The 23,678-nt window shown below is 69.7% G+C and carries 26 protein-coding genes and 5 pseudogenes; 14 read left to right on the forward strand and 17 right to left on the reverse strand.

Annotated features, from left to right (window positions below; all coding sequences use genetic code 11):
• Positions 1 to 12 precede the first annotated feature (12 nt).
• The 4 genes from QQY66_RS25080 to QQY66_RS25095 form a co-directional block, all read right to left on the reverse strand.
• Entirely contained in the window at positions 13 to 696 is a 684-nt protein-coding gene (locus QQY66_RS25080) for a DUF4142 domain-containing protein (protein ID WP_301987484.1), read from the reverse strand.
• A 154-nt stretch (positions 697 to 850) separates the two neighbouring features.
• Positions 851 to 1,039: a hypothetical protein gene (locus QQY66_RS25085; RefSeq protein WP_301982567.1), complete on the reverse strand. Its 189-nt coding sequence runs from the start codon at positions 1,037 to 1,039 to the stop codon at positions 851 to 853.
• A gap of 53 nt (positions 1,040 to 1,092) precedes the next feature.
• On the reverse strand, positions 1,093 to 1,458 hold the full coding sequence (locus QQY66_RS25090) for a DUF6479 family protein (RefSeq protein ID WP_301982568.1): 366 nt from the start codon (positions 1,456 to 1,458) through the stop codon (positions 1,093 to 1,095).
• A 34-nt stretch (positions 1,459 to 1,492) separates the two neighbouring features.
• Positions 1,493 to 1,822: a hypothetical protein gene (locus QQY66_RS25095; RefSeq protein WP_301987778.1), complete on the reverse strand. Its 330-nt coding sequence runs from the start codon at positions 1,820 to 1,822 to the stop codon at positions 1,493 to 1,495.
• A 71-nt stretch (positions 1,823 to 1,893) separates the two neighbouring features.
• Here QQY66_RS25095 and QQY66_RS25100 point away from each other — a divergent pair, with 71 nt between their 5' ends.
• The 3 genes from QQY66_RS25100 to QQY66_RS25110 are packed head-to-tail and all read left to right on the forward strand — an operon-like array spanning position 1,894 to position 3,106.
• Positions 1,894 to 2,142: a hypothetical protein gene (locus tag QQY66_RS25100; protein ID WP_301987779.1), complete on the forward strand. Its 249-nt coding sequence runs from the start codon at positions 1,894 to 1,896 to the stop codon at positions 2,140 to 2,142.
• Positions 2,143 to 2,199: 57 nt separating this feature from the next.
• The gene (locus tag QQY66_RS25105) at positions 2,200 to 2,592 is read left to right on the forward strand and encodes a luciferase family protein (protein WP_301982569.1); all 393 of its coding nucleotides are present in this window, start codon (positions 2,200 to 2,202) and stop codon (positions 2,590 to 2,592) included.
• Positions 2,593 to 2,650: 58 nt separating this feature from the next.
• Positions 2,651 to 3,106, forward strand: coding sequence for a DUF4442 domain-containing protein (locus tag QQY66_RS25110; RefSeq protein ID WP_301982570.1), 456 nt, complete (start codon positions 2,651 to 2,653; stop codon positions 3,104 to 3,106).
• A gap of 19 nt (positions 3,107 to 3,125) precedes the next feature.
• Here the strand turns inward: QQY66_RS25110 and QQY66_RS25115 are convergent, their stop codons facing one another.
• The 3 genes and pseudogenes from QQY66_RS25115 to QQY66_RS25125 all read right to left on the reverse strand — a co-directional run.
• Positions 3,126 to 3,929 carry a hypothetical protein gene (locus tag QQY66_RS25115; RefSeq protein WP_301982571.1) on the reverse strand — a complete coding sequence of 268 codons (804 nt, stop codon included), beginning with the start codon at positions 3,927 to 3,929 and terminating at the stop codon, positions 3,126 to 3,128.
• 162 nt (positions 3,930 to 4,091) lie between these two features.
• The gene (locus QQY66_RS25120; protein WP_301982572.1) at positions 4,092 to 5,813 is read right to left on the reverse strand and encodes a peptidoglycan-binding protein; all 1,722 of its coding nucleotides are present in this window, start codon (positions 5,811 to 5,813) and stop codon (positions 4,092 to 4,094) included.
• Between the two features lie 118 nt (positions 5,814 to 5,931).
• Positions 5,932 to 6,084: pseudogene (locus QQY66_RS25125) on the reverse strand (esterase); the annotation flags it as partial.
• A gap of 20 nt (positions 6,085 to 6,104) precedes the next feature.
• Here QQY66_RS25125 and QQY66_RS25130 point away from each other — a divergent pair.
• Both QQY66_RS25130 and QQY66_RS25135 read left to right on the forward strand, forming a co-directional pair.
• Positions 6,105 to 6,242: pseudogene (locus QQY66_RS25130) on the forward strand (MarR family transcriptional regulator); the annotation flags it as partial.
• Positions 6,243 to 6,491: 249 nt separating this feature from the next.
• Positions 6,492 to 8,156, forward strand: coding sequence for a lysyl oxidase family protein (locus QQY66_RS25135; protein ID WP_301982573.1), 1,665 nt, complete (start codon positions 6,492 to 6,494; stop codon positions 8,154 to 8,156).
• Between the two features lie 79 nt (positions 8,157 to 8,235).
• Here the strand turns inward: QQY66_RS25135 and QQY66_RS25140 are convergent, their stop codons facing one another.
• Complete coding sequence (locus QQY66_RS25140; protein WP_301982574.1) at positions 8,236 to 8,523, reverse strand: hypothetical protein; 288 nt, start codon at positions 8,521 to 8,523, stop codon at positions 8,236 to 8,238.
• A gap of 3 nt (positions 8,524 to 8,526) precedes the next feature.
• On the opposite strand from QQY66_RS25140, the gene QQY66_RS25145 reads away from it, so the two are divergent.
• A complete protein-coding gene (locus QQY66_RS25145) occupies positions 8,527 to 8,868 on the forward strand; it encodes a hypothetical protein (RefSeq protein ID WP_301982575.1) in 342 nt (113 codons plus the stop codon).
• A gap of 111 nt (positions 8,869 to 8,979) precedes the next feature.
• On the opposite strand, the pseudogene QQY66_RS50455 reads toward QQY66_RS25145, so the two are convergent.
• A pseudogene (locus tag QQY66_RS50455) lies at positions 8,980 to 9,144 on the reverse strand (ATP-binding protein); the annotation flags it as partial.
• A gap of 21 nt (positions 9,145 to 9,165) precedes the next feature.
• Here QQY66_RS50455 and QQY66_RS25150 point away from each other — a divergent pair.
• A pseudogene (locus QQY66_RS25150) lies at positions 9,166 to 9,387 on the forward strand (response regulator transcription factor); the annotation flags it as partial.
• Between the two features lie 7 nt (positions 9,388 to 9,394).
• Here the strand turns inward: QQY66_RS25150 and QQY66_RS25155 are convergent.
• Positions 9,395 to 10,243, reverse strand: a complete 849-nt coding sequence (locus QQY66_RS25155) for an SDR family oxidoreductase (protein ID WP_301982576.1) — start codon at positions 10,241 to 10,243, stop codon at positions 9,395 to 9,397.
• A gap of 106 nt (positions 10,244 to 10,349) precedes the next feature.
• Between QQY66_RS25155 and QQY66_RS25160 the strand changes: the two genes are divergently transcribed.
• Positions 10,350 to 10,736: a helix-turn-helix domain-containing protein gene (locus QQY66_RS25160; RefSeq protein WP_301982577.1), complete on the forward strand. Its 387-nt coding sequence runs from the start codon at positions 10,350 to 10,352 to the stop codon at positions 10,734 to 10,736.
• Positions 10,737 to 10,770: 34 nt separating this feature from the next.
• Here QQY66_RS25160 and QQY66_RS25165 read toward each other — a convergent pair whose 3' ends face one another.
• From QQY66_RS25165 to QQY66_RS25175, 3 genes and pseudogenes are all read right to left on the reverse strand, one after another.
• Positions 10,771 to 12,774, reverse strand: a complete 2,004-nt coding sequence (locus QQY66_RS25165) for an FAD-dependent oxidoreductase (RefSeq protein ID WP_301982578.1) — start codon at positions 12,772 to 12,774, stop codon at positions 10,771 to 10,773.
• A gap of 380 nt (positions 12,775 to 13,154) precedes the next feature.
• Positions 13,155 to 14,312 carry a serine hydrolase gene (locus QQY66_RS25170; protein ID WP_301982579.1) on the reverse strand — a complete coding sequence of 386 codons (1,158 nt, stop codon included), beginning with the start codon at positions 14,310 to 14,312 and terminating at the stop codon, positions 13,155 to 13,157.
• 68 nt (positions 14,313 to 14,380) lie between these two features.
• A pseudogene (locus QQY66_RS25175) lies at positions 14,381 to 14,855 on the reverse strand (hypothetical protein); the annotation flags it as partial.
• Positions 14,856 to 14,986: 131 nt separating this feature from the next.
• On the opposite strand from QQY66_RS25175, the gene QQY66_RS25180 reads away from it, so the two are divergent.
• On the forward strand, positions 14,987 to 15,373 hold the full coding sequence (locus QQY66_RS25180) for a VOC family protein (RefSeq protein WP_301982580.1): 387 nt from the start codon (positions 14,987 to 14,989) through the stop codon (positions 15,371 to 15,373).
• 99 nt (positions 15,374 to 15,472) lie between these two features.
• On the opposite strand, the gene QQY66_RS25185 is transcribed toward QQY66_RS25180, so the two are convergent.
• The 3 genes from QQY66_RS25185 to QQY66_RS25195 are packed head-to-tail and all read right to left on the reverse strand — an operon-like array spanning position 15,473 to position 17,898.
• Positions 15,473 to 16,258, reverse strand: a complete 786-nt coding sequence (locus QQY66_RS25185) for an ABC transporter permease (RefSeq protein ID WP_301982581.1) — start codon at positions 16,256 to 16,258, stop codon at positions 15,473 to 15,475.
• Positions 16,255 to 17,214, reverse strand: a complete 960-nt coding sequence (locus QQY66_RS25190) for an ATP-binding cassette domain-containing protein (RefSeq protein ID WP_301982582.1) — start codon at positions 17,212 to 17,214, stop codon at positions 16,255 to 16,257. The genes QQY66_RS25185 and QQY66_RS25190 overlap by 4 nt, the downstream gene beginning before the upstream one ends.
• Positions 17,215 to 17,226: 12 nt before the next feature.
• Positions 17,227 to 17,898 carry a DUF4097 family beta strand repeat-containing protein gene (locus tag QQY66_RS25195; protein ID WP_301987485.1) on the reverse strand — a complete coding sequence of 224 codons (672 nt, stop codon included), beginning with the start codon at positions 17,896 to 17,898 and terminating at the stop codon, positions 17,227 to 17,229.
• A gap of 241 nt (positions 17,899 to 18,139) precedes the next feature.
• On the opposite strand from QQY66_RS25195, the gene QQY66_RS25200 reads away from it, so the two are divergent.
• Complete coding sequence (locus tag QQY66_RS25200; RefSeq protein WP_301982583.1) at positions 18,140 to 18,874, forward strand: helix-turn-helix domain-containing protein; 735 nt, start codon at positions 18,140 to 18,142, stop codon at positions 18,872 to 18,874.
• A gap of 7 nt (positions 18,875 to 18,881) precedes the next feature.
• On the opposite strand, the gene QQY66_RS25205 is transcribed toward QQY66_RS25200, so the two are convergent.
• Complete coding sequence (locus QQY66_RS25205; protein ID WP_301982584.1) at positions 18,882 to 20,096, reverse strand: CdaR family transcriptional regulator; 1,215 nt, start codon at positions 20,094 to 20,096, stop codon at positions 18,882 to 18,884.
• Between the two features lie 275 nt (positions 20,097 to 20,371).
• Between QQY66_RS25205 and QQY66_RS25210 the strand changes: the two genes are divergently transcribed.
• From QQY66_RS25210 to QQY66_RS25225, 4 genes are all read left to right on the forward strand, one after another.
• The gene (locus tag QQY66_RS25210) at positions 20,372 to 21,256 is read left to right on the forward strand and encodes a DUF4394 domain-containing protein (protein WP_301982585.1); all 885 of its coding nucleotides are present in this window, start codon (positions 20,372 to 20,374) and stop codon (positions 21,254 to 21,256) included.
• A gap of 103 nt (positions 21,257 to 21,359) precedes the next feature.
• Positions 21,360 to 21,974 carry a DUF3558 family protein gene (locus QQY66_RS25215; protein WP_301982586.1) on the forward strand — a complete coding sequence of 205 codons (615 nt, stop codon included), beginning with the start codon at positions 21,360 to 21,362 and terminating at the stop codon, positions 21,972 to 21,974.
• On the forward strand, positions 21,971 to 23,035 hold the full coding sequence (locus tag QQY66_RS25220) for a DUF3558 family protein (protein WP_301982587.1): 1,065 nt from the start codon (positions 21,971 to 21,973) through the stop codon (positions 23,033 to 23,035). The genes QQY66_RS25215 and QQY66_RS25220 overlap by 4 nt, the downstream gene beginning before the upstream one ends.
• 234 nt (positions 23,036 to 23,269) lie before the next feature.
• Complete coding sequence (locus QQY66_RS25225; RefSeq protein ID WP_301982588.1) at positions 23,270 to 23,650, forward strand: hypothetical protein; 381 nt, start codon at positions 23,270 to 23,272, stop codon at positions 23,648 to 23,650.
• The last annotated feature ends 28 nt before the right edge of the window (positions 23,651 to 23,678 follow it).

Consider the following 23,678-nt stretch of genomic DNA (forward strand, 5'->3'; position numbering starts at 1 on the left):
AAGCTCGGTCAGTCATCCCGTCGTCGGCTCGGGTGAGCTGGTCGGCGGCGGGGTGAGGACAACCTCGGACTGGCCCGGGGACGGGGGTGGCGGGGTCATGTCCTCGGCGGGGAGCTTGGGAGGGCTGGTCTCCTGGAAGAGGACCTCGTCCATGTCGACCAGGCCCGTCTTCTCCATGACCGTGATGTGGTCCAGGACGGTGTCGTTGGCCTGGTCGGCGAGTTGGCGGACCAGGGTGTTCCTGGTGTTGGCGCGGATCTTCGCGATCGTGTTGAAGATCTGGCCGTGCGTCACGCGCAGGATGTTGGCCATATCGGTGTCGAACTGCCTGCCGCTGTCCGCCTGGAGCGTCGCGACGAAGCCCTGCTGCTGAGGGCTCGGCCGGTTGGGGATCGTGATGCCCAGCTCGGGGGCGATCTTGCGGACGGCGGCGTCGAGCGCGGCGTGTCCGGCGATCAGATGCTCACCGGCTGTGACGACGGCCTTGGTCGTGCCCTTCTCCAGCGCCATCTGTCCCACCGGGTACTCCCACAGCCCGGCCGCCCGCACCTTCACCACGAAGTCCCGGTCCGCCTCCGTCAGCGACCCCGCCGAGGTCTGCGCGATGATCCGGTCCCCCGAACCGGCCACCGTCTGAAGGCCGAGCATTCCCGGGTAGGCGAGCGCGGCCAGGGTGAGGCTCAGGGCGCCGCCGATGAGCAGGGTTCCGGTCGCGTTCCGTGTCCATCGCACTGTGCCCTCCAGACGGCCGACATCCGTATTCCCGTACGCGGTGGTGCGTACGGGAATACGGAACGCGATGGTCGACAGAGCCTCTGGAGAGGGCAAAGGGATGGTCAGGCGCCGTCGCCTAGCGCTTCAGCGCCCGGTACCGCCTGAGCAACGCGGAGATGGCCTCCGGGTCCTTGCCGCCGTTCAGCTCGGTGAGCAGGTCGTCGGGGCACAGCTCGTACAGGTCGCCCCACCAGCGGCGGCCGTGGTTGTCCCAGATGCGATAGCCGCCGGGCACTCCCCTGGCCACAAAGCGGCGTCTGCTCACGGCACGGGCCCCTCCCGGAATCGGCGGTCGATGCCCGTATTATGCGCCGCCGGTCAGACGTGGCCTATGCCGCCGCTGCCGAAGCCGCCGCTGGTGCCGGGGAGCCAGCGCTTGCGGTGCTGGTCCTTTCCTCGCTTGGTGCGTGAGTGGTGGAGCTCGTACGGCATGAGCCGTTCCCGCTCCGACTGGGGGACCTCGTCCGGTTCCCGTATCTCCCGGATCTCATGAACCGGGCCGGTGACGGGAAGGTGGGGCTGTTCCTCCGGGCGAGGCCGTGGGGGTTCCTGGTCCCTGACCCGCATGCCGAGCCGCACGGCCCAGATCAGTGCACCGGCGATGAACAGTCCTCCGGCGAAGGCGGCTATCACGTTCAGTACGTCACTCGCCGTGGCTGCTACCTCAAACGCTGCCGTACTCATACCCCCATTATCGCCCCATTGGCCCGAATGGGGGCTATCCGACCGTGCGTCCGCGGCGGTACGCCATCCGGCCCGCGCCCAGCAGGCCCGCCGCGAGGGCGGCGACGGTCAGAACCGTGACGCCGGTGGAGGCGAGGCTGCCGCCGTCCGTCGTCGAGGCCGTACCGCCCGTGGAGCCGGTCCCGCCGGTCGTGGACGTGCCGCCGGAGGCGGAGCCGGGGCCGGTGCCGTCCGTCGAGCCGGTGCCGTCGACCGTCAGCTCCACCTCGAACGAGCCGCCGTCGCCGTACGGGATCGCCAGGTCCTCGCCGTAGTCCGGCGGGTCGGAGGAGATCCAGGCTGAGGAGTGGGAGGTGCCGGACATGTCGACGCCGCCGATGCAGGGGTGGCGAGGTTGTTGACCGGGGTGACGGTGAGCTTCTGGCCCTCGGGCCGGTGCCGGTCTTCGTGCCGGAGGGGTCCTGGTCCTCGCCGCCGCCGTCCGACGGCACCCTCACGGTGAGCGTCACCGGCGTCGTGCGAGTGGTGCCCGCCGCGTTGGTGAACTCTGCCCGGTACCGGTATCCGTCCTGCGACGCCCTCGCGGTGAAGGTGTACGCGTTCCGCGTCGCGCTCTCGACCGCGGTCCACGGTCTGGTCGGTCGGGACGAACCCGATCTCACGCCGCCGGTGAACCGCTGGTGAAGGTTACGGATTGAACAACCCCTGGTGGCTTTGGGGCGATCGGGTGACGATGGAGGTATGACACTGGCCCAGCGTGCCCTGGAGCGACTGGAAGCCTGGCCCGACCTCACGGCGGTACAGGCCAGTTGCGGTACCGGGCGCGCACTGCGCTCCCGGCGCTGTGAAATCGTTCACTTCCACTCCGACCACGAAGTGGACCTGCATCTCACCAGCGGTGCCATCAGGCGTTTCGCCGAGGACCTGGAGCGGTCCACGGCGATCCGAGTGGTGCCCGGTTCCCGGTGGGTGACGGTTCACCTCGACTGCGAGACCGACGTCGACCTGCTGGCCAGCCTGGTGAGCGTCGCCCTCCAGGCCCATGAGAAACCGTCGCCGCCCGGCGCGCTCCCGCCCGCCGGCTGCAACTTCCACCGCGTCACGGTCCTGCCCAGACAGCACGAGCGGGGCTGACGCCTCACGTCATCCGCCACGTCATCCCGTCGTAAGCGCCCGGTGCGAGGCTACGGCGATGGACACCACCGCACTCGCCCGCACCCTGCTCGACATCCCCGCGCACCGTACGGCCGCCATCGAGGTCCTCAGCGCCGCCGACGGCACCGCCGAACTAACCTGCCCCACCCCGGAGCCCCTCACCAATGTGATCGGCTCCCTCCACTCCAGCGGCCTCATCGCCCTCGCCGACGCGGCGGGCCTGGCCGCGATCATCGCCGAGAGCACGGGCCCCGACGACATGACGGGCGTCGTCCCGCTGGGCACCAACGCGAGCATGGAGTTCCTGGCCCCGGCGCGCGGGCGCCTGGTCGCCACCTGCCGTCTGACGCGGGAAGCGCGGGATGCCGTACGACCGCTGCTGGCGCGCGAGACCGACCGGGCCCGGCTCTCCACCCACACGGAGATCACGGACGCGGCGGGGGCCGTGGTGTGCCGGGGGACGTTCGACTGGAGTGTGCGGCGCAGGAACTGAGACGGCCACGCGGTGCCGGTCAGCCGAGGCAGATCACCAGCAGGCAGAGCTGCGACGACGGTGGCGATGTCGGCGCGGGGGTGGAGGGCGTCTGCGAGGGTGTCGAGGGCGCGGCGGGCGCGGCGGGGGCGGCGGGGGCGGCGGGGGCGGTCGTCGCGGAGGCGGACGGGGTGGGCGTCGGTGTCGGTGTCGGTGTGTCCGGGGTGCTGGGCAGCAGGGGCAGGCTCTGGCGCTGCTGCTGCGGGGTCGCCGGGGTGACGACGGTGTGCGACTGCGTGGTCCGATGTGTGGTGGGGGACTGCTTGCCGGACTGCTGACCGGACTGCTTACCGGGGACCTGGGGGGACGCCGGGTCGGAGGCCGGTGTGCTGGGGGTCGGCGAGGGCGGGCGGGTGTCCTGCTCCGGCGTCCCCTCCTCGACTCCGGTCGTCTGCCGGCCCGTGCCGCCCATGATCGTGTCGTCCGGCGTCGTGGCCGCCTGTGCCCGGTCGTTGTTGCCGCGCTCCATCGTGGCGAAGCTCAGGCCGCCGCCGACGAGGGCGACGGCGGTCGCGATCATGGCCCGGCGCTGGTGCTTCTTCAGCCGGGCGAGCTGCCGGCGCCGCGCGGCCCGGCCGCCGTAGGGTGCGGGGGCCGCGACCGGGGCGTGGCCGGGGCTCTGGACATCCGTGTCGTCGTCCATGGCGGGCTCGGTGTCGGCCTCGTCCGGGCGGCGGTACCAGCCGGCCATCGTCATCGGGGCTATGTCCGGGGCGTAGGCGCCGCACCCGGGACAGACCAGGGCGCCGTTGAGGTGCCGGCGACACGTGGTGCAGTAGTCCATCTCTGGTCTTCCTGGGTTGACGGCATAGATTTGCCAGCAACCTAACGAGGCTTTCGAAAGCCTGTGTGCAGCCCGTGTGGTGCTCTTGCGTAGATTCCCTGCCCTGTGACCGCATGCACCCCTCTTGTGACGCGGGGTGCATGCGGTGTCCGCTGTGGGCGGCTACGCGAACAGGAGCCGCCAGGTCAGCGGGCCCGGGTAGCCGTCCGCGTCCCCGCGCAGTTCCTTGCGGGACTTCTGGAAGTCGCGGACGTTGAGGCGGTCGGCCTCGCCCCAGGCCTGGCTGGGGCCGACCCGGTAGTGGTCGCCGAAGCCGCGCTTGACGAGCTGCTTGCCCAGCTGCAGGACGTACTTGTTGGAGGCGCCCTCGCGGAAGTACTTGCGGCCCGGGAAGGCGGGCACCTTCGGCTTGGCGGGCTTGGACGGCTGGGTCTCGGGCGGGGTGTCGTCGTCGAGGTCCAGCTCTGCCCTTGCGTGCTTGAGGAGCTGGGCGAAGTCGATTGCACCGGGGTCGCCGTGCGTGTTGTGGCAGAGCAGACCATCAGCTACGTACGTGTGCGTGTCGGTGGACAGTGAAGCGATCGGCTGCAGGCCGATGTGCTCGACCTGTAGCACTGCCGTATCGCCCGTCGTTTTACCGACGACGGCTCCCTCCCACATGCGAGCGGCAACTGGAAGCAGACGCTCGGGGCGCAGCGTGCCGAGCACTCGGCAGGATGCCCACATCCCTCCGTTGATCCGAACGTCTGTGAAGTCCTTCGGGTTCTTGGCGATGGAGTTCCTCTGCGTTTGGTCACGGCGGATGACCTTGGTCTGCCACCCACGTCGATCGCACTCCGCAAGGAACAGGTCGAGGACTGCGCCGTCCACTTGCCCGAAGCCGACCCAGGATCCGTGTCGGCCTCCCGCAGAGGCGTGTCCGTCGGCATCGAGGACGCCGGCCATCCACCCGGCCGCGCGGGTGTCCTCGGGCACCCATGGGCGGCCGATGCTGACGATGCGGTGCTTGAGCGGGTCGAGATCTTTGCTGGCCACCCAGGCGATTCGGGGGCCGCGATTCGCGTAGGGGAAACGCACCAGCCATGGATGATCGGCCGAAGCTACGACCTCCCCTTCGGTGGTCGTGATGCGATATGAGTCCTTCATGCCCGGCTCGTTGCGGGTGACGGTGCCTCGCCGGTATCGCCGCCCACCGTTGGCGTTGCCGATCTTTACGGTCTCTTCGTCGAACGACACGATCTCGTCGCCGACTTGGAGATCACCGGCCTGTCGCCACGTCAGATCGCCGCACAGGATTGGGGTGTCTGGGTGGACGCAGTTCTCCGGGACGTGCATGTGCCCGCACACCCCCTTGAACCCGTTCCACTTCGCGCCGGACATCCGCTGGCCGCCGCCGTTCCCGTACGACGTCGGGTAGGCGGGCCATGCCTTCGGGCCGGTCAGCGGAACACCGTGCTCCTCGTGCATCCAGGCGAGGAAGCGCGCGACGCCCAGCAGCGCCCAGTCGGGGGCGTCGGGCCAGTAGATGTGCGACTGGTCCGCGGCCTGCCACTTCTTGTGCGTCTTGGGGTCGCAGGTGCCGACCAGCTCGACCTGGCACACGTTGAGCGTGTTCGTCTCGACGCCGCCGCGCAGGTTCTGCAGCGCTCTGGACGAGGTCTCCACGTCGAAGTGCTGGTACCACTTCAGCTTCTTGGCGGAGAGGTCGGGCACGGCCGTGAGGTTCGGGGCTGAGCCGCCACCGCCGTACCCGGGCAGGTTGCGGCCCTCGGTGGTGTGCAGGACGACGACGTTGACCTCCATCGCGTCGCCGCCGAAGTCGTCCTGGTACCAGTTCGCGCGGCTCGCTCCGGGGTACCGCTGCGGTCCTGTTTTGGTGCTCACTTCGGCCTCCTCCTGAACTCTTGTCCAACTCCCTTGGAATGTAAGGGCATTGGCTGTGCGGGCGGAGGAGGCTCGACGGGCTGTAGCAGGAGTGTTGCGTCAGTCGGTGCCGAGGGTCGAGGGCCGTGCGCAGGGTGCTGATCGCCTGAGGGGTCGCGCCCTCCGCGGCGTTCGTCCCGCGCAGCGTGTTGAGCATCACGAAGTCGTGGATGATGCCCTGGTACCGGACCGCGGTGACGGGGACGCCCGCCTCGCGGAGCTTGTTGGCGTACCGGCGGTCCCACCGGCAGCGTCCGGGCGCGCACGCTCTCCCCGCGCCTGAAGCGCCTGGAGTCGAGCGGGCTGCTCCACCGGGAACGCCGCCCCGAGGACGAGCGCTCCGTCGCCATCCGCCTCACCGAAGCGGGCGCCGAACTCCGCGAACGGGCCGCCGCCGTGCGGAGCGCTGACGGAGCGCTGACGGGGGGCTCACCCTCGCGCATGGCGGGATCCTTGACGCCCTCGCTGAAGGAATGCCGTGTTCCACAACCCGGCCGCCCCAACAGGCAACCCTCACACCGCATTTACCTGTCTCACAGGTTGTTCACAGCCCTGTCCGGCCCGGGGGTACGAAGGCCGGCGGGGCGTGGACTGCCCAGTCCGATGCCATCGACCATGGCACTCGCAGACGAGGAATCGATGACCAGTCAGCAACATCGCACGCGTGTGAAACGCTCGGCACTCGCCGTCTCCGCGGCGCTCGCCGTCGTAGCCGGAGTCGCCGCCACCGCTCCCGGCGCCGGGGCGGCGCCGTCGAGCACACCCGGCAAGCCGAAGCTCAAGCTGATCGCCGCCTCGAACGCCGTGACGCTCGACCGCTGGGAGTGGGAGGGGGAGTCCGGCGTCTACCTGGACCTGGGGACGTATGTCACTGTCGACGACGCGCCGCTGGAGTTCAGGGTCAAGCGCAAGTCGTACAAGGACCCCGTCGTAGCCCAGCAGATCCTGCGCGACGGCACGAAGACCACGACCAAGACCCTCCCCGCCGGCCTGGTGAAGGACTTCTCCGGGCTGCCCGGCTTCCTGGAGGTGTCCGTCAAGGACGCGGCCGGCCAGGAGGTGGCCAAGACCAAGGGCACCTTCTGCCCGAACAACGCCTCCGGCCGTATCCGCCCCGACGGCGCGGCGACCTCGCACTATCCGGAGAGCTGCCCCTACAACCCGTTCACACTGGGCTCGGTGTGGGGCGTGGAGAAGGGCTGGGCGTCCAACTCCAGCACCGTCGACTACGACAAACCGCTGGACCTGCCGGCCGGTGAGTACACGGCGAAGGTGCGGGTGGCGAAGAAGTACCGGGACCTGTTCGGCATCCCCGACAGCCGGCCGACGATCAAGGTGACGGTACGTCAGCGCGGCAACGGGGGCGGCGGCGCGGGACTGACCGCCCACTCCGGCCACTCCGGCCACTCCGCGCATCAGGCCGCCGGCCACGCGGGCCACCACGGCCCCGACGCCCCCACCCCCGGCGCCCTCTCGCACGCCCTCGAAGACCGGGGCCTCGCCCACCACTTGGGCGACGGACGCGGCCACACCGACGGCTCCCGCATCGCTCCCGCGCTGAAGCCGGCCATCAAGCGGCCCACCGGCCGGGCGGGCGTCCCGGCCGACGTGCCCAAGCCCGACCTGCGTTCCCTGCCCGCCTTCAACATCGCCATCAGCGACGGCGAGGACGGCGACGCACCCGGCAAGGACTACCTCGCCTTCAGCGCCAACGTCTGGAACGCGGGCCCCGCCCCCCTCGTCGTGGACGGCTTCCGCAGCCCCGGCAAGGACCTGATGGACGCCTACCAGTACTTCTACGACGCGGCCGGCAAGCAGGTCGGCTACACCCCCACCGGCACCATGGAGTGGGACCCGCGCGTCGGCCACGAGCACTGGCACTTCACCGACTTCGCCAGCTACCGCCTGCTCAGCGCGGACCAGACGAAGGAGGTCCGCAGCGGCAAGGAGGCGTTCTGCCTGGCCAACACGGACGCCGTCGACTACACGGTGAAGAACGCCAACTGGAAGCCGTACAACACCGATCTGTCGACCGCCTGCGGCCAGGAGAACTCCATCTCCGTACGGGAGGTCCTCGACGTCGGCTCCGGCGACACGTACACCCAGAACATTCCCGGGCAGTCCTTCGACATCACCGACGTGCCGAACGGCACGTACTACATCCAGGTCATCGCCAACCCGGAGAAGCGCCTGAAGGAAACCAAGACCACCAACAACGTGGCCCTGCGCAAGGTCGTCCTGGGCGGCGCCCCGGGCGCCCGCACGGTGTCCGTCCCGCCGCACCACCTGATCAACGCCGGCTAGTCAACGCCGATGGTCGCCGCACCGGTTCGTGTCAGCGAGCCGGTGCGGTGTCGTTCGCGTGCCGGGATGGTGCGACCTCTCAGAGGTCGTTCACGTCGATCAGCCCGTCCTGGATGGCGCGGGCGACCAGGCTCGCCTTGGTCCGCGCGGGGCGGCCGACGTTCGCGTACTCGATCCGCACGCGGTCCAGACCGCAGGTGGATATCGCGGTGATCCCCATGACGGCCGATTCCGCGGCGGTTGGCGCCCCCGACAGGAACACAGCGGTCGCGTTGAACCCCAGATACGCCCCGAGGAATGCCGCGAACACCCTGACCCGCAGGTCTGCCAGCAGGAACAGCGCGTGCCAGCCGACCAGTCCGAACACCCAGTGCGCCCCTGTCAACCGTTCTGGCGGGAGCGTGAACGCGCCTGTCGCCGAGACGGTCAGCACCGCGCCAAGCTCCACCAGCGCACCCTCGGCGGGATCTGCCTGCCGCGCAGCAGATGGGCGGCCCCGGTCGCCGCGACGGCGGCGAGGCAGACGAAGACCGCCGTCTGCGCCCATGCGGGGCGGTACACGCCCTGGTGGGAGGTGAGCTGGTGCAGCGAGAAGGCGAACTGCGACAGCAGGCTGATCAGCGGCGCGGCCAGTTGGGCCCCGTACAGCAGCTGCCTGCGGATGAGGCGGACGACGGTCGTGTGGGCCCGGGCGCGGGGCGGGGCGCGGTAGGCCCGTCACCTGCGCTGCGTCCCCTGCCGGTGAGGCGCGGGCCCGGTCGTGCCAGCGCCACCGCACGCGGGTCCCGATGCCCGGATGCGAGGTGACGGAAGCGGAGCCTCCGACCGCGTGCATCCTGCCGATGATGGAACCGGAGATGCCCCGGCGCCGTGCGGGGACGGACTCCGGGTCGAAGCCCTGCCCCGCGTCGGACAGTTCGACCACGGCGCCGTCCTCCTCCGCCCATGCCCTGAGCTCCGCCTCCCGCACCCCGGCATGGCGTGCCACATTGGTGACGGCTTCCCGGACCCCAACCAGGAACGCCGCCTCGCCGCCCTCACCGAACGCGAACGCGAGGTCCTCACCGCGATGGCCATCGGCTGGAGCAACACCGAGATCGCCGAACGCTTCTCGCTCGCCGAGTCCACGGTCAAGTCCCATGTGAGCCGCGTGCTGGCGAAGATCGGGGCGCGGGACCGGGTGCAGGCGGTGATCTTCGCCTATGACACGGGGCTGGTACGGCCCGCGTGAGCCGGACTCACCGGAAGGCGGCGGCGTTGCGCTCCGCCCAGCCGGCGTAGGTGGCCGGCGCCCGCCCGAGGACCAGTTCGGTATCGGGGCTGATCCGCAGCTCCGTCGGGTTCGGCTTGCCGAGGATGTCGAGGGTCGTCTCGACGACGGGCTCGGGCATGAACCGCAGCATCTGCGCGCGAGCCTCGGCACGGGACTGCTCGTTGAACCGCACCGGTTCGCCGAGCGCGGCCCCGATCGCCGCGGCCTGCTGCCTGGGCGTGACGACAGCGGGTCCGGTCAACTCGTAGACCTGCCCGGCATGTTGACCTCCCGCCCGTAGAGTCACCGCCGCGACCGCCGCGATGTCGTCCGGGTCGACGACGGGCAGCCCGACGTCACCGAACGGCGCGGTGACGGTCCGCGTCGTACGCACCGACTCGGCCCAGGCGTAGGTGTTGGAGGCGAAGCCGCCGGGCCGCAGGACGGTCCACTCCAGCCCGGACTGCCGTACGGCGTCCTCGATGGACCGGGCCACCTCCCCGTGCGAGGCGGAGCCGGGCCGGGTCGCGACGCCCTGGGACGACAGCAGCACGATCCGCCGTACGCCGCCGGCCTTGGCGACATCGACGAGGTGCGCGGGGTCGAGCCGATGGGCGCTCGGACCCCCGTTCTGCAGGAACAGCGCGTCGGCGCCATCGAGAACGGGCCGCAGACTCTCCGCGTCGACGAGGTCCGCCGCCCGGCGCAGCACCCCCTGCGGCAGTTCCGCCTCCGCGACGGAACGCGAGGTCGCGGTCACCGGCTCACCGGCGCCCACCAGATTACGTACGAGCGACCGCCCCACATTGCCGGTCGCCCCCGTCACCACGATCATGGTCAACTCCCCTTGTGATCTGCGCATTTGCGCCAACGGGAGGACGCTAACACCGCCGGTATAGTAGGTACCCAGAGGAAAGTGACTACCTCAGGGGGATGCGCGTATGGCCGCTGATGCGAAGACCTGGACGTCGACCTCCGACCCCGAACTCGCCTGCCCCGTCAGCCCGGTCGTGGACATCGTCTTCAGCCGCTGGACCACACCGATCCTCTGGGCCCTCCACACCTACGGCCGGCAGCGCTTCGTCGAGCTGGAGCGGCGGATCACGAAGATCACGCCGAAGGTGCTGACCCAGCGGCTGCGGCAACTGGAGCGCGACGGCATGATCGTGCGCACGTACCACCCGGAGGTCCCGCCCCGCGTCGAGTACGAGATCAGCGACCTCGGCCGCAGCCTCGCCCCGCTCTTCGCCCACCTCGCCGAGTGGGCGTCCGCCAACCTGGAGAAGGTCGAACACTCCCGGCAGGCATACGACGCCGAGCGGTCCTGAACCCGCATATCGACCCTGGGGTTCCACTACGGCCCTAGGACGTGTGCACCTCCAGCGCCGCCCGCACCCCCGACTCCAACGCCCCCTCGATCCACGACGGCTTGACCGAGGTGTGGTCCCCTGCGAAGCGCAGCGGTCCCTCGGGTGCGCGGATGGCCGCGAGGAGTTCCGTGTGCTGGCCGGGGAGGAGGACGGAGGCCTCGCCGTATGCGTACGGGTCGCGCAGCCAGCTCTGGGTGCGGCCCGCGCCGGTGTAGAAGACCTCGATGCGCTGGCCGTACACCTGCTGCAGGCCCCGCAGCGCGTGCGGGTAGCGGGCGTCGTCGTCGAGGGAGTCCCAGCGGGAGGCGTCGTCGGCCCAGCTGTAGGAGGCGAGGAGGACGCCGCCCTTGCTGCCGGGCACCGGATGGGAGGGGTTGATCATGAACCGGTTGGAGTTGTCGGAGACCGAGCCGCCGCCGACGATGTCCGCCGCCTCGGGCTGGTCGCGGGCGGCCCACCGGTTCGCGGCGTAGTGCACGCGCTGGGCCGGGCTGATGTGCCCGGACGGTACGGAGGGGTGCGCGCCGAGGAGACTTCCGTCGTCGGGCGCCTTTCCCTGCCGGTAGTCGTCGTACAACCCGGGCCGTACGGCGTCGATTTCGCGCTTCCAGTCAGCCTCGTCGAACTCCCACCACCGGCGGCTGAACTCGAGCAGCACCTTGGTGGCGCTGTCGTAGTGCAGCTCGGCGACCGCACGCCGTTTGCCGTACGACATCAGCGGGGCGACCTGTACCTGCCGCAGTCCGGAGAAGGGCACGGTGACGATCGCGAGGTCGGCGGTGAACTCCTCCCGTACGACCTTTCCGTCGCGTCCTTCGGACACCGTGTCGACCCAGACGTGCGGCCCACCCTTGCGGACGTGGCCGCCGGTGCTGCGGTCGGCGTCCCAGTACTCGATGTGCGTGACCCGGCGGTCCATCCGCACCACGTCGCCCACCTCCCGCAGCAACGCGTCCGGCAGTGTCGCCGTGCCCCCGACCAGCTCCCAGAACGCCGTGTCCGGGCTGATCAGCGACTGGCTGATGAAGCTGTGCACGAAGGACAGCGGTAGCCGTGAGGTCAGGTTCTCCAGGGTGCCGACGAGGTCGACGGTGCGCTCGTCGAAGCCCGCCTGCTCGGTCAGGAAGCGGTACATGGACCAGTCCCCGTACCGCTGGATCACCCGCGCCCAGCCCTCGACCCGCTCGGGCATGGGCTTGTCGACGCGCTTTCCGTCCGGCCCGACCGTGCTGAACTCGTCGCGTACGGGGTCCAGGGCGGCGCGCAGGATCGTGGCGGAGGGCGTGTCCCAGTACTTGCGGGGCACCCCGAAGGAACGGTTGATCCTGCGCGGTGACTTCGCGTAGTCGGAGCGCCGGACCCGGATCCCGTTGACATGAAGCCACGCGCGGTTGACGGGTTTTCCCTCGCCGTCGACGTCGACGAGATGGAACGGCCGCCGTTTGACGCCGAGTTGGTCGATGAGGCTCATCACCAGCGGATGGCTGCCGGGGATCCGCATGGCCCCGGCCTCGGCGTACTGCTCCGGATCGGCGAATGGTTGCTTCGCGTCCTCGTGCCCACCGGTGCGGAAGGTCTTGATCCGGCCGCCGACCCGGTTGCCGTTGGCCTCCAGCAGCGTCACCTGGTGCCCGGCCCGCTTCATCAGCCAGGCGGCCACCAGGCCGGCGGGCCCGGCACCGAGCACGAGCACTCTCTTGCCGCCCTTGGTTCTGGGCCGGGGCAGCCCCGAGTCGAGGATCTTCTTGTACCCGGGCACGAGCGGTTTGTTGTCCTCGTCGACGACCAGCAGCGCGCGGGCGACGGCGAGGCAGGTGGACCAGTCGGCGGTGGAACGCGGTGGGCTAGGCGCGGCGGGGGCGGCGGGGACCTGCTGGGGAACGGCGGGCGCGGCTGCGGCGGCGGGTCCCGCCGCGGTCAGTCCCAAGGTCGCCGCGGTGGTGAACCGGCGCCGGGAGAACGGATGATGACTGGCAGGCGTGCGAAGTTCATCCATGCGTCATGGATAAGGCGCGAGGGCTAATGTCCGACAGTGCGATCTACGCCGATCACCGGAACGGGGGAGCGCACCAACCTGGCCCGAAGCCATCGACGCTCCATGCGCCCCCTGAGCACAACTCCAGCCGCCTGCCCGGACGTTTACGGCCGTTGCCGTCTTCTCCGCGTGGACCTCCGACGGGGACAGCCTCGGCATGCCGGGCGTGGTCGGGACGACGCTGACCCTGGGATCGCTCAGCACGGCCCGTTGCTCGGCGTATCCGGTGACCAGCCACGGGGTGCTGCCGTCCCACAGCCGTACGCGGACGGAGGGAAGTGGCCGGAACGCGGGACAGGCCCGGAGCGTTGCGCTCCGGGCCTGTCCGGTCTCGGTCGGTCTCAGGAGCAGAGCTCCCCGTCGATCAGCTTGTTCCGCGCGTGCTCCGTGGACATGTCGGCTGCTCCGTCGCCGGTGGTCGCGAGCACGACGACCCGGCGGCCGTCGGCGCTGACGCCGTCGCGGGTGGTGTAGCCGGGGAGGTCGCCGCCGTGGCCGTAATACGAGCCGCCGCAGGACAGCGGGATCTCCAGCAGGCCGAGGCCGTAGCTCGCGCCGGGCCAGACCTCGTCCAGTTCCGGGGCGCGTACGGTCGTCTTCATCGCCTTCATCTCGGCCGGGCGGAGCAGGTGACCGCCGAGCAGCGCCTGGTAGAAGCGGGTCAGATCGGCCGACGTACTGATCATGCCGCCTGCCGCGCTCCCCGCGGACGGGTTGAGCTCGGTGACGTCGATCGTCGCGCCGGAGTCGTCGAAGTCGGAGTAGCCGTGCAGATGGCGGCCGGCGATGTGGGTCTGGGTGGTCGGGGCGGAGGTGTGGCGCAGGTGCAGCGGCTTGATGATGCGGTGGGTGACCTCCTGCTGCCAGCTGTGTCCGGTGGCTTTCTCGATGATCATTCCGGCGACGATGTAACCCGTGTTCGAGTACGACCACTTGGTGCCCGGCGCGAAGTCCGGCTGGTGCTTCATCGCGATCGCGACCAGCTGCTCGTCGGTCCAGGTCGTGTACCGGCCGGCCTCGTAACCGTCCACGCTGGTGAGCAGCGGGAAGTCGGCCGTGTAGTTGAACAGCCCGCTGGTGTGCTGGAGCAGCTGCCGTACGGTGATCTGGCTGCCGTCGTTGCCGTTGCCGGAGACCACGCCCGGCAGCCAGTCCTCGACGGTGTCGTCCAGCGACAGCCGCCCCTCGCCCGCCAGTTGCAGCACCACCGTGGCGACGAACGTCTTGCTCGCGCTGGCGATCCGGAACCGGTCGCCGGGGCGCACCGCCTCGCCGGTGGCCTTGTCGCTGACGCCCGCGGTGGCCGAGCGCTGCTTGCCGTACGGGCCCGTCGAGCGGGCGAGGGCGCCGACGGTCCCCCCGGTCTCCATCACGGCGTTCACCCGGTCCCGCAGCGAGTCGTGAGAGGACTGCGGGGAGTTGGCCGTGGCGGACGCCGCGGGGATCGTCAGGACGGACGCGGCGATCGCGGTGACCAGGGCGGTGGCGGTGCGCTTCATCGCGGGTGCTCCTTGCGGGTGGGTGTCCGCACCGCTCTCTGCGATGCGGACACCAACGTAGAAAGCCTTCAGCTTCCGGGCGATCCGGCCAACTGGCGTCTGTGCGGTGGGGGTTGCCGCAGTGGCGAGGTACAGCCTGCTGTACCTCGACCCCTTCGCTGTACGTCCTCCAGGTACCGCAGCACCGCCGCGACCCGCCGGTCCACCTGGTCCTGCGGCGACAGATCCAGCTTGGCGAAGATGTTCCGGATGTGCTTGTGCACGGCACCGTCGGTGACGACGAGCCGTTCGGCGGGCTGCGGGTGAACAGCTGGGCGGACCACCTCGGGGTCGATGGCGGTGCCGCCCTCCGCCACGCGCCGCGGCCGGGTCGAGGAACTCCTCGACCCGGCCGACCCGTTCCTTCAGCAGATGGCCGAGCCCGTCCACTCCGCCGCCCAGCAGGTCGTCGGCGAAGCTCTGCTCGACGTATGCCGACAGGACGAGCACGGCGAGGTCGGGCCTGCGCCGCCGCGCCTCGACCGCCGCGACGATCCCCTCGTCGATGGCGTCCAGGATGCCGTCGGGGGTACCGGCGGTGGCGGGGCGCGCGACTTGATAGGTCGGCGCATCCGCGATGAGCTGGTGGTCATCGTCATCCGACGGCTCAGGCCCGATAGCCCGGAGGGCACACCATGAGGATCCATCTGACCAGCGTCTTCGTCGACGACCAGGAGAAGGGGCTGCGCTTCTACACCGATGTGCTCGGCTTCCGGACGAAGCACGACGTCCCCATGGGCGAGGACCGCTGGCTCACCCTCGTCTCCCCCGAGGCACCCGACGGCACCGCACTTCTCCTCGAGCCCTCCCGCCACCCCGTGGTGAAGGCGTACAAGGAAGGACTGGCCGCGGAGGGCATCCCGGCCGTCTCCTTCGCCGTCGACGACGTACAGGCGGAGTTCGAGCGGCTGCGCGGGCTCGGCGTGCGGTTCGCCCAGGAGCCGCTGGACATGGGACCGGCCGTCACCGCCGTCCTCGACGACACCTGCGGCAATCTGATCCAGATCGTGCACACCAAGTAGGGGCCGGTCCACGGACGGGGCGGCGTACGCCGGTGGGGTGCCGGTGTACGCCGCCCTGGGGTGGGACGCGTCGCGGGATGGCCCGCGTCGTCATGGCCGTTACTTCGGGTCCTGGTTGAACTTCGAGGTCGACCAGCGGTAGCCGAGTACGGCGAGGCCGAGGCACCAGGCGACGGCGATCCATCCGTTGTTGCCGATCTCGGTGCCGAGGAGCAGGCCGCGCAGGGTTTCGATGGCGGGTGTGAAGGGCTGGTACTCGGCGATGGGCTGGAACCAGCCCGGCATCGCGTCGAGCGGGACGAAGGCGCTGGACAGCAGCGGCAGCAGGATCAGCGGCATGGCGTTGTTGCTGGCTGCCTCGGCGTTCGGGCTGACCAGGCCCATGCCGACCGCGATCCAGGTGAGCGCCAGGGCGAAGAGGACGAGCAGCCCGAACGCCGCGAGCCATTCCAGGAGGGTGGCATCGGTGGAGCGGAAGCCGATGGCGACGCCGACGGCGCCGACGAGGACGACGCTGATGATCGCCTGCAGCACGCTGCCGACGACGTGTCCGATGATCACCGAGCCGCGATGGATGGCCATGGTGCGGAAGCGGGCGATGATGCCTTCGGTCATGTCGTTGGAGACGGAGACCGCGGTGCCGATCGTCGTGGAGCCGAGGGTCATCAGCAGGATGCCCGGGACGATGTAGGCGATGTACGCGGAGCGGTCTCCGCCGCCGATCCCCGCGCTCATGGTCTCGCCGAAGATGTAGACGAAGAGCAGCAGGAGCATGATCGGCGTGAGCAGCAGGTTCAGGGTGAGGGACGGGTAGCGGCGCGCGTGCAGCAGGTTGCGCCGCAGCATCGTGGAGGAGTCGCGCACGGCGAGGGAGAGGTTGCTCATCGGACAGCCTCCTTGGGCTGGTTGGGGATGGTGGCGCCGCTGCCGGTGAGGGCGAAGAAGACGTCGTCGAGGTCGGGGGTGTGGACGGTGAGTTCGTCGGCCTCGATGCCGGCCGAGTCGAGCCGGTCGAGGATGAAGCGCAACTCGCGCTGGCTGCCGCCGCTGGGGATGTGCAGGGCCAGCGCCTCGTCGTCCCGGGTGACCTCGCCCAGCGCCGTGGCGGCGGACTGGTAGGCGGCCGGGTCGGTGAAGCGGAGGCGGACGTGTCCGCCGGGGATGAGCCGCTTGAGCTCGTCGGCGCTCCCCTCGGCGGCGATCTTGCCGTCGTTCAGCACGGCGATGCGGTCGGCGAGTTCGTCGGCCTCCTCCAGGTACTGGGTGGTGAGGAAGACCGTGACCCCGTCGGAGACCAGTCCGCGGATGATCTGCCACATGTTGTGCCGGGAGCGCGGGTCGAGACCGGTGGTCGGCTCGTCCAGGAAGATGATCCGCGGACTGCCGACCAGCGTCATGGCGATGTCGAGCCGCCGCTTCATACCGCCGGAGTAGGTGGAGGCGGGCTTCTTCGCCGCCTCGACGAGATCGAAGCGTTCCAGCAGCTCGGCGGCGACCCGCCGCCCCTCGGACTTGGACAGGTGGTGCAGGTCCGCCATGAGGAGCATGTTCTCCTCGCCGGTGATCAGCCCGTCCACGGCCGAGAACTGCCCGGTGACACCGATCGCGCCGCGCACGGCCTGCGGTTCGGCGGCGATGTCGTGGCCCCCGACGCTGATGACGCCGGCATCGGCGCTGATCAGGGTGGAGAGGATCTTGACGGCGGTGGTCTTGCCGGCCCCGTTCGGGCCGAGCAGAGAGAAGACCGTTCCTTCCGCGACGTTCAGGTCGATGCCGTCGAGGACGGTCTTGTCGCCGTAGGACTTGCGCAGCCCGTTCGCCGCGATGGCCAGGTTGGTCATGACGTTGCTCCTTTACAGGCTGCGGGCGGTGATGTCGCCGTAGGCGGTGGTGGCGTGGATGTTCAGGCCGGCGGCGGCGCCGTCGGCGTTCTTGAGCGCGTTGCTGACGCGGCCGTAGCCGGTGCCGGCGTCGAGGGTGGCGGAGACTCCCTGGGCGGCGCCGATGGTGATGTCGCCCTGCTGGGTGCTCAGGGTGACGGTGCCGCTCGCGGCCTCGGTGATCTGGATGTCGCCCCTCAGGGTGCTGATCTCGCCGGGGCCGGTGAGGCGGCCGACGGTGATGTCGCCGTCGGCGGCGGTGAGGCGGGCGCTTGCCGCCTCGTCGAGCTTGACCGAGCGGTATCCGTCCGCGACGACGACATCGCCGAGTCGTCCGACGCCCCGGAACTCGGCGGCGGCCGTCTTCGCCTCGACGCGGGAACCGGCGGGCAGTCGGACGGTCACCTCGACGGCTCCGGAGGGGCCGAGGTACTTGTTCTTCGCGGGTGGGGCCGAGATGCGCAGCAATCCGTCGCCGTAGGTGACCTCGATCTGCTCCGCCGCTTTCACATCGCGGCTCTTGGCGGCGTTCGCGGGCAGCACCTCGACGGTGGTGTCGGCGCGGTCCGCGGCGATGAGCTGGATGCGTCCGGCCGGGATGTCGAAGTGGGCGGAGATCGGGGCGGTGGTGTCGAACTTCTGCATCGTGTGCTGGCCCTTGTACATGGTGTGCTCCTTGGGAGTCGCTGTTTCCGATGACAGAAACGCTACGTTGCATTCGGTGATTCGACAATCAATGCGTTGCATGTAATCGCTGTTGTCACAGGTCAGAGCCGAGAAATCATTGCAACAGTCCTGAAAGTAATGCAACAACCTTCCTTCGTCTGTTGCAATGAATTGGAAGTGAACGCTATGGTGGAGGCCACGGACCACGAAGGAGGCAGCGATGCCGGGAGGCAGACTCACCCAGCAGGAACGCCAGCAGATCGCGCTGGGACTGGCCGACGGCCTCGCCTACGCGGAGATCGCCAGGCGCCTCGACCGCCCGACCTCGACCATCACCCGCGAGGTCATGCGCAACGGCGGCCCCACCGGCTACCGCGCCGACCTCGCCCACCGCGCCACGGAACACCGCGCCCACCGCCGCAAGCAGGCCGCACCCCCGAGTCCGCAGGCGCCCCCGCAGGCATACGGACGCGACCCGGAGGCGGTGCGCGAGTACGAGGAGGTGTTCACCACCGTCCTCATGGCGTCCGGCACGCCCAAGATGATGGCCCGGGTGATGGCCTGCCTCTGCATCAGTGACGCGGGCAGCCTCACCGCGTCCGAACTCGCCCAGCGCCTTCAGGTCAGCCCGGCGTCCATCTCCAAAGCGGTCGCGTTCCTCGAAAGCCAGAGCCTCGTCCGCCGGGAACGCGACGAACGCCGCCGCGAGCGCTATGTCGTCGACGACGACATCTGGTACCAGTCGATGATGGCCAGCGCCCGGGCCCTCGACCAGACCGTCCAGACCGCGCGGCAGGGCGTCAGCATCCTCGGCCCCGACACCCCGGCCGGCGTCCGCTTCGAGAACATCGCCCGCTTCCTCGACTTCGTCTCCGAGAGCACGGCCCGCGCGGCGGAGCAGGCCCGCGACATCCTGCGGACGAAACCCGAGACGACGTCGGGCGGCACTGACTGAGCCACGTTCAGGTCGCCGTCTCCCTGTCCCACGCCCCCGACAGCCGCCGAGTCACGGCCGAACTCAGCGTCCGTACGCCGGAGGTCGAGCCCGGGTCGATGCCGGTGAGTTCGCGTACGCGGCGGAGGCGGTAGTCGAGGGTGCGCGGGTGGACGTTGAGGGCGGTCGCGGTGGCGCCGCGGTTCATGTCGTGGCGGTAGTACGCGTCGAGGGTGACGAGGAGGTCGGGGCCGGAGTCGAGGCGCTGGGCCACCGTGTGGAGCCAGGCGTCGACGAACGGGACGTCGGCGACGGCGAGTTCGACGAAGACGTCCGGCATGGTGTGCGGCCGCAGCCGGGCCGATGCCGGTCGCAGCGGGGCCGCCTCGCTGATCCGCCGGGCCCGGTCGAGGGCGTCGGCGAGGTCGGACCGGGGTGCGGTGGCGGTGCCGGCGGCGCAGGGGCGGCCGAGCGCCTCGGCGAAATCCCGTACGAGATCAGTCACGGGCGCGGGGGACTGCCGTAACTCCTCGTCCGCACACGGAGTTACGGCGATCAGCTCACCACCCCGCGTTCCGCCCTCCGGGCACCACACGACCGGCACCCGGTGCGTCTTCACCAGCGCCTCGATCTCGTTGTCCAGGTCACGGTCACCGGCGGGGCGGTCCGGCACCCGGATCACCGTCACCGCGCAGAATTCGGGGACTTCCAGGCCGAGGGCGGGGGCGAGGTCGGTGGCCATGGGGTCGCCGGTCAGCAGTGACCTGGCCAGCAGGGCGACCTGTTCGACGTACGGCAGTCGGCGGCGCAGCACCGTCACGAATCCCTGCCGGTAGGCGACGATGCCGCGGTCGCCCTGCGGGGCGAACCAGGTCATCACCTGCATGAGTTCCTCGACATCGCCGCCGCGCTGGCTCTCGGTCGCCTCGTGGATGTCGCGCAGCATGAGCGCGGTGTGCACGCGCAGCACCCGCTGCCGTGAATCCGAGGACATTCCGGCAGCGGCCCGAACCTCGCCGATGGACGCGATGTAGCGGAGGTCGTCGGCGGTCAGCTCGCTGTTGCCCGGGGACAGTTCGATCGTCCGGCGCCGGAGCCACACCGAGTACTCCATCGTCTCGCCCCTGGCCCGGGGGTCTGTATCCAGAAATCGGAACTCCGGAATCTCGCGTGCGTACGTCTCGACCTCCCGGCGGGCGTTGGTCGACGCCTGCCGGGCCAGTTCAGCGAAGAGGCTCCCCATGGACGGGAGCCTGCCAGCGCAGGTGAGCGGCTCGACAGACGAAATCCGGACGGGATTTATCACTTCGCGTGAATCGAAGACCGTGGTATCGACCCGGCACTTGTCACGGTGTGCAAAGTTCGCTGATCAAGGTGGCGTTGTGGGCCGATCCGGTTGTGGAGCTGCTGTGAAGGCGGCTAAATGGGAGCCGCCACGACGTCGAAATTCGCACTCGCAGAGGAACTGCGCGCGCAATTTCATTCGATGGCACTCGATCAAACGGGAGGGAAACAGCCATGAAATCAGGAAACCGAAAGAGACTCGCGGCGGCGATCGCGGTCCTGTCCGTGTCCTCGGCGCTCATGCTGGGCCTGCCGGGCACCGGCTCGGCCGCCGCCACCCCCAGCCTGGTGGCCTTCGGGATCACCGGTGACGGCACCCAGATGGCCACGTTCACCACCGACAAGCCGAACGTGAACAACTGGGTCAGGGACATCGTCGGGCTCAGTGGCGACACGGCTCTGATCGGCATCGACTTCCGGGTGCAGAACGGCCTGATGTACGGCGTCGGCAACAAGGGCGGCATCTACACGATCAAGACCCCGCCGGCCACCACGGACGTCGTGATCACCAAGGTCTCCCAGCTCCAGTACACGCTGCACGGCACCAACTTCGGCGTCGACTTCAACCCGGCCGCCGACCGGTTGCGTGTGATCAGCGACAACGGCCAGAACCTGCGGCACAACCTCAACGACCACACGACCATCCAGGACCTGAACCTCACCACCCCGCCGATCGAGGGCACGACCAAGGGCGTCTCCGCCGCCGCCTACACGAACAACGACCTCAACGGGGCTACCGCGACCACGCTTTTCGACATCAACACGACCAGCGACCAGGTCGTCATCCAGTCCCCGGCCAACAACGGCACGCTGGCAGCGACCGGCAGCCTCGGCATCGACGCGCAGATCAACGCGGGCATGGACATCTTCAGCACCCTGTCGGGCGGCAAGACGGTCAGCAACGCCGCCTTCGCCGCTCTCACCGTCCCCGGCGCCAACAGGCCCTCCCTCTACAGCATCAACATCTTCACCGGCGAGGCCACGCTCGTGGCCGACGCCGCCACGTCCAAGTTCCCCATCAACATCACGGACCTGGCCATCTCCCTCACGGGAAGCTGAGCCCGTACTTCGCTGAGCCCGTACTTCATCGGCCCGCCGGGGATCTGCCCGGCGGGCCGCCCGTCCGGGACCGGTCCCGGCGCGGCGCCCCTACGGTGCTGATATGCCGCGATTCGACCTCGATCAACGCTCCCGGGGCGGGCGCTCCCGCCGAAACGCCGGACTGGTGCTGGTACTTGCCGTGAGCCTGCTCAGCGCCGGGTGCTCGGGTGAGCAGGGCGCGTCGCGGTCATCGTCCCCGCGTCCGACGCCCTCCGCCACCTCGCCCTCCCCTTCGGCAGCCACCCCGTCCTCCCCCTCCGCCGCAGCGCAGCCCAGCAAGTACACCCAGGCGCAGCTGGCGTCGCGGCCGTGCGACGCCCTCGACGAGCGCGACCTCGCCGCCCTCGGCATCAGCGGCCGGGGGACACAGGAGTCCGGCAAGCACGGGCCGACGTGCCACTGGAAGCTGGCGGGCCAGAACGTCAGCATCGCACTGGACCTGCCGCTGTCCTACGCGAAGACCATGACCAAGAACGGGCAGGTCACGCAGATGCCGGTAGGGCAGCACAAGGCCATCCAGGCCGAATTCCAGGGGATCTGCTTCATCTTCGTCGCGGTGCACGAAGTCGATCGCCTGGTCGGCACCACGACCATCCCGGAACCCGGGGAACCGCAGGACAAAACGTGCCCCGTGGGAGCGTCGATCGCCGCCACGGCCCTGACCCACATCCGATGACGGCCTGGCTCGCGCGCGGGGCTCGCGGTGCGGCGGTGTCGGCGGCGGCGGCGCTGGCCATCGCGCTGTTCGCGGCGGGATGCTCGGCACAGGACTCCGTACAGGACAAGGCGTCTCCGGACAGCGCTCCGCCTCGCACCTCAGCCGAATCCACACGATCGGCGCCCGGCAAAGTCACTCTGTCCGTCACCCCCGATGATCTGCGGGGCGCCGACCCCTGCAAGCTGATCGACAAGAAGGTGCTGGCGGAGTTCGGGAAGGTCGAGTACGACCGGGGGATCAGCTACGGCCAGTGCGACATCCGGCTCGACGGACCGGGCGACTGGTCCGTCTCGGTCTTCGTGGACCTGCAGTCCGGACCGAGCGACGTGAACGAGGGCGATCCCGCACCGACGTCCGTGCTGCGGGACGGCGTCACCGTCTACGAGAGCGAGAGCCGCGGCGGACTCACCGGCGACAAGAACTGCACGCGGGACGTGATGGTGCGGGAACGGACCGTGGCGGTCGCGATCGGCGTCTACGGCGACGAGTCGGGTACCCGCGCCTGCCCGATCGCCGACACCGCCGCCGCCGACGTCATCCGTCTGCTCAAGTCCGGCGGCCTTACCTCCGCTCGCCACGCCCCCGACTCGCTGGCGAACCTGGACGCGTGCGAGCTGATGAAGGAGAGCGAGGCGGCGCGCGTCCCGGACATCGACCCCGGCGAGGTGCACGCCGAGTTCACCGGCCAGGCCTGCTACTGGGGCGCCGCGAACATCGACGAGCCGAACCTGTACGTCCTCTTCCAGCACTCCGACGACCTGCTGGAGGGACGCCCGCTCACGGTCGCGGGACGCACGGCGGCGGTCAAGTACCGCCCCGCCGAGGAGGACAGCTGGCTGATCGGGCCCTCCCTGCCGACCTGCTCGGTCGACGTCGAGTACGGCGAGGCCGGGCCGACCGTCAAGGGGCAGACCGAGGTGGTCTCGGTGGGAGTCACCGGCGACTCGTCGAGGGAGAGACTGTGCTCCCTCGCCCAGGAGCTGGCCCCCAAGGTCGTGGCCCGCCTCCCGAAGCCGTAGGCGCGCGCCGTGCTCCGGGGTGACCGTGTGCTTGGTGGCGAGCGACTGCGCGGTGGGAAAGGGGTGGAGATGCAGAGAACGCGAAAGTCGAGGCTGTGGGCCGTCGTTGGCGGAACGCTGCTCTTGGCGCTGACCTCATGCGGCGAGGAGGCGCCGACCGTCGGGAGCCAACTCGGCGTCCCTGTCGGGGGCCTGTTTGCGACGGCCGGGGACGACTCGGGAGAGCTTTGGGTCATGCCGATCAAAGTGCGCAAGGGTGATGCGGCCGACCTGAAGGGCGCCAAGGTCGAAGGCGAGGCCGCCTTCAGTAGCGTGGCCCTGCCTGCCGGCACCCCATACTACGTGGACATCAAGTTCGACAACGGGTCGGGCGAGGATTTGATCGGGACACCGCGGATGGAGGGCACTGACTCAAAAGGCGGCGACTTGAAGCAGCTGTATGTCAAAAAGCCATGGCCGTTCGCCCCTTGCCCCGAAAGTGATGACGAGGGAGACATGAACTCCGACGGCCTGCTGGGCCAGGGTGAGTCAATGACCACGTGCGCCGTGTTCGTCGCACCCCCGGGCACCACCCTGGACAAGCTGCACCTGGTCGACGCCACTTGGGACGTCTGACTGCTTGTCTCTGAGTGGGTAAGAGGAA

Origin of the sequence: Streptomyces sp. DG2A-72 (genome assembly GCF_030499575.1) — a bacterium.
Classification (GTDB): domain Bacteria; phylum Actinomycetota; class Actinomycetes; order Streptomycetales; family Streptomycetaceae; genus Streptomyces.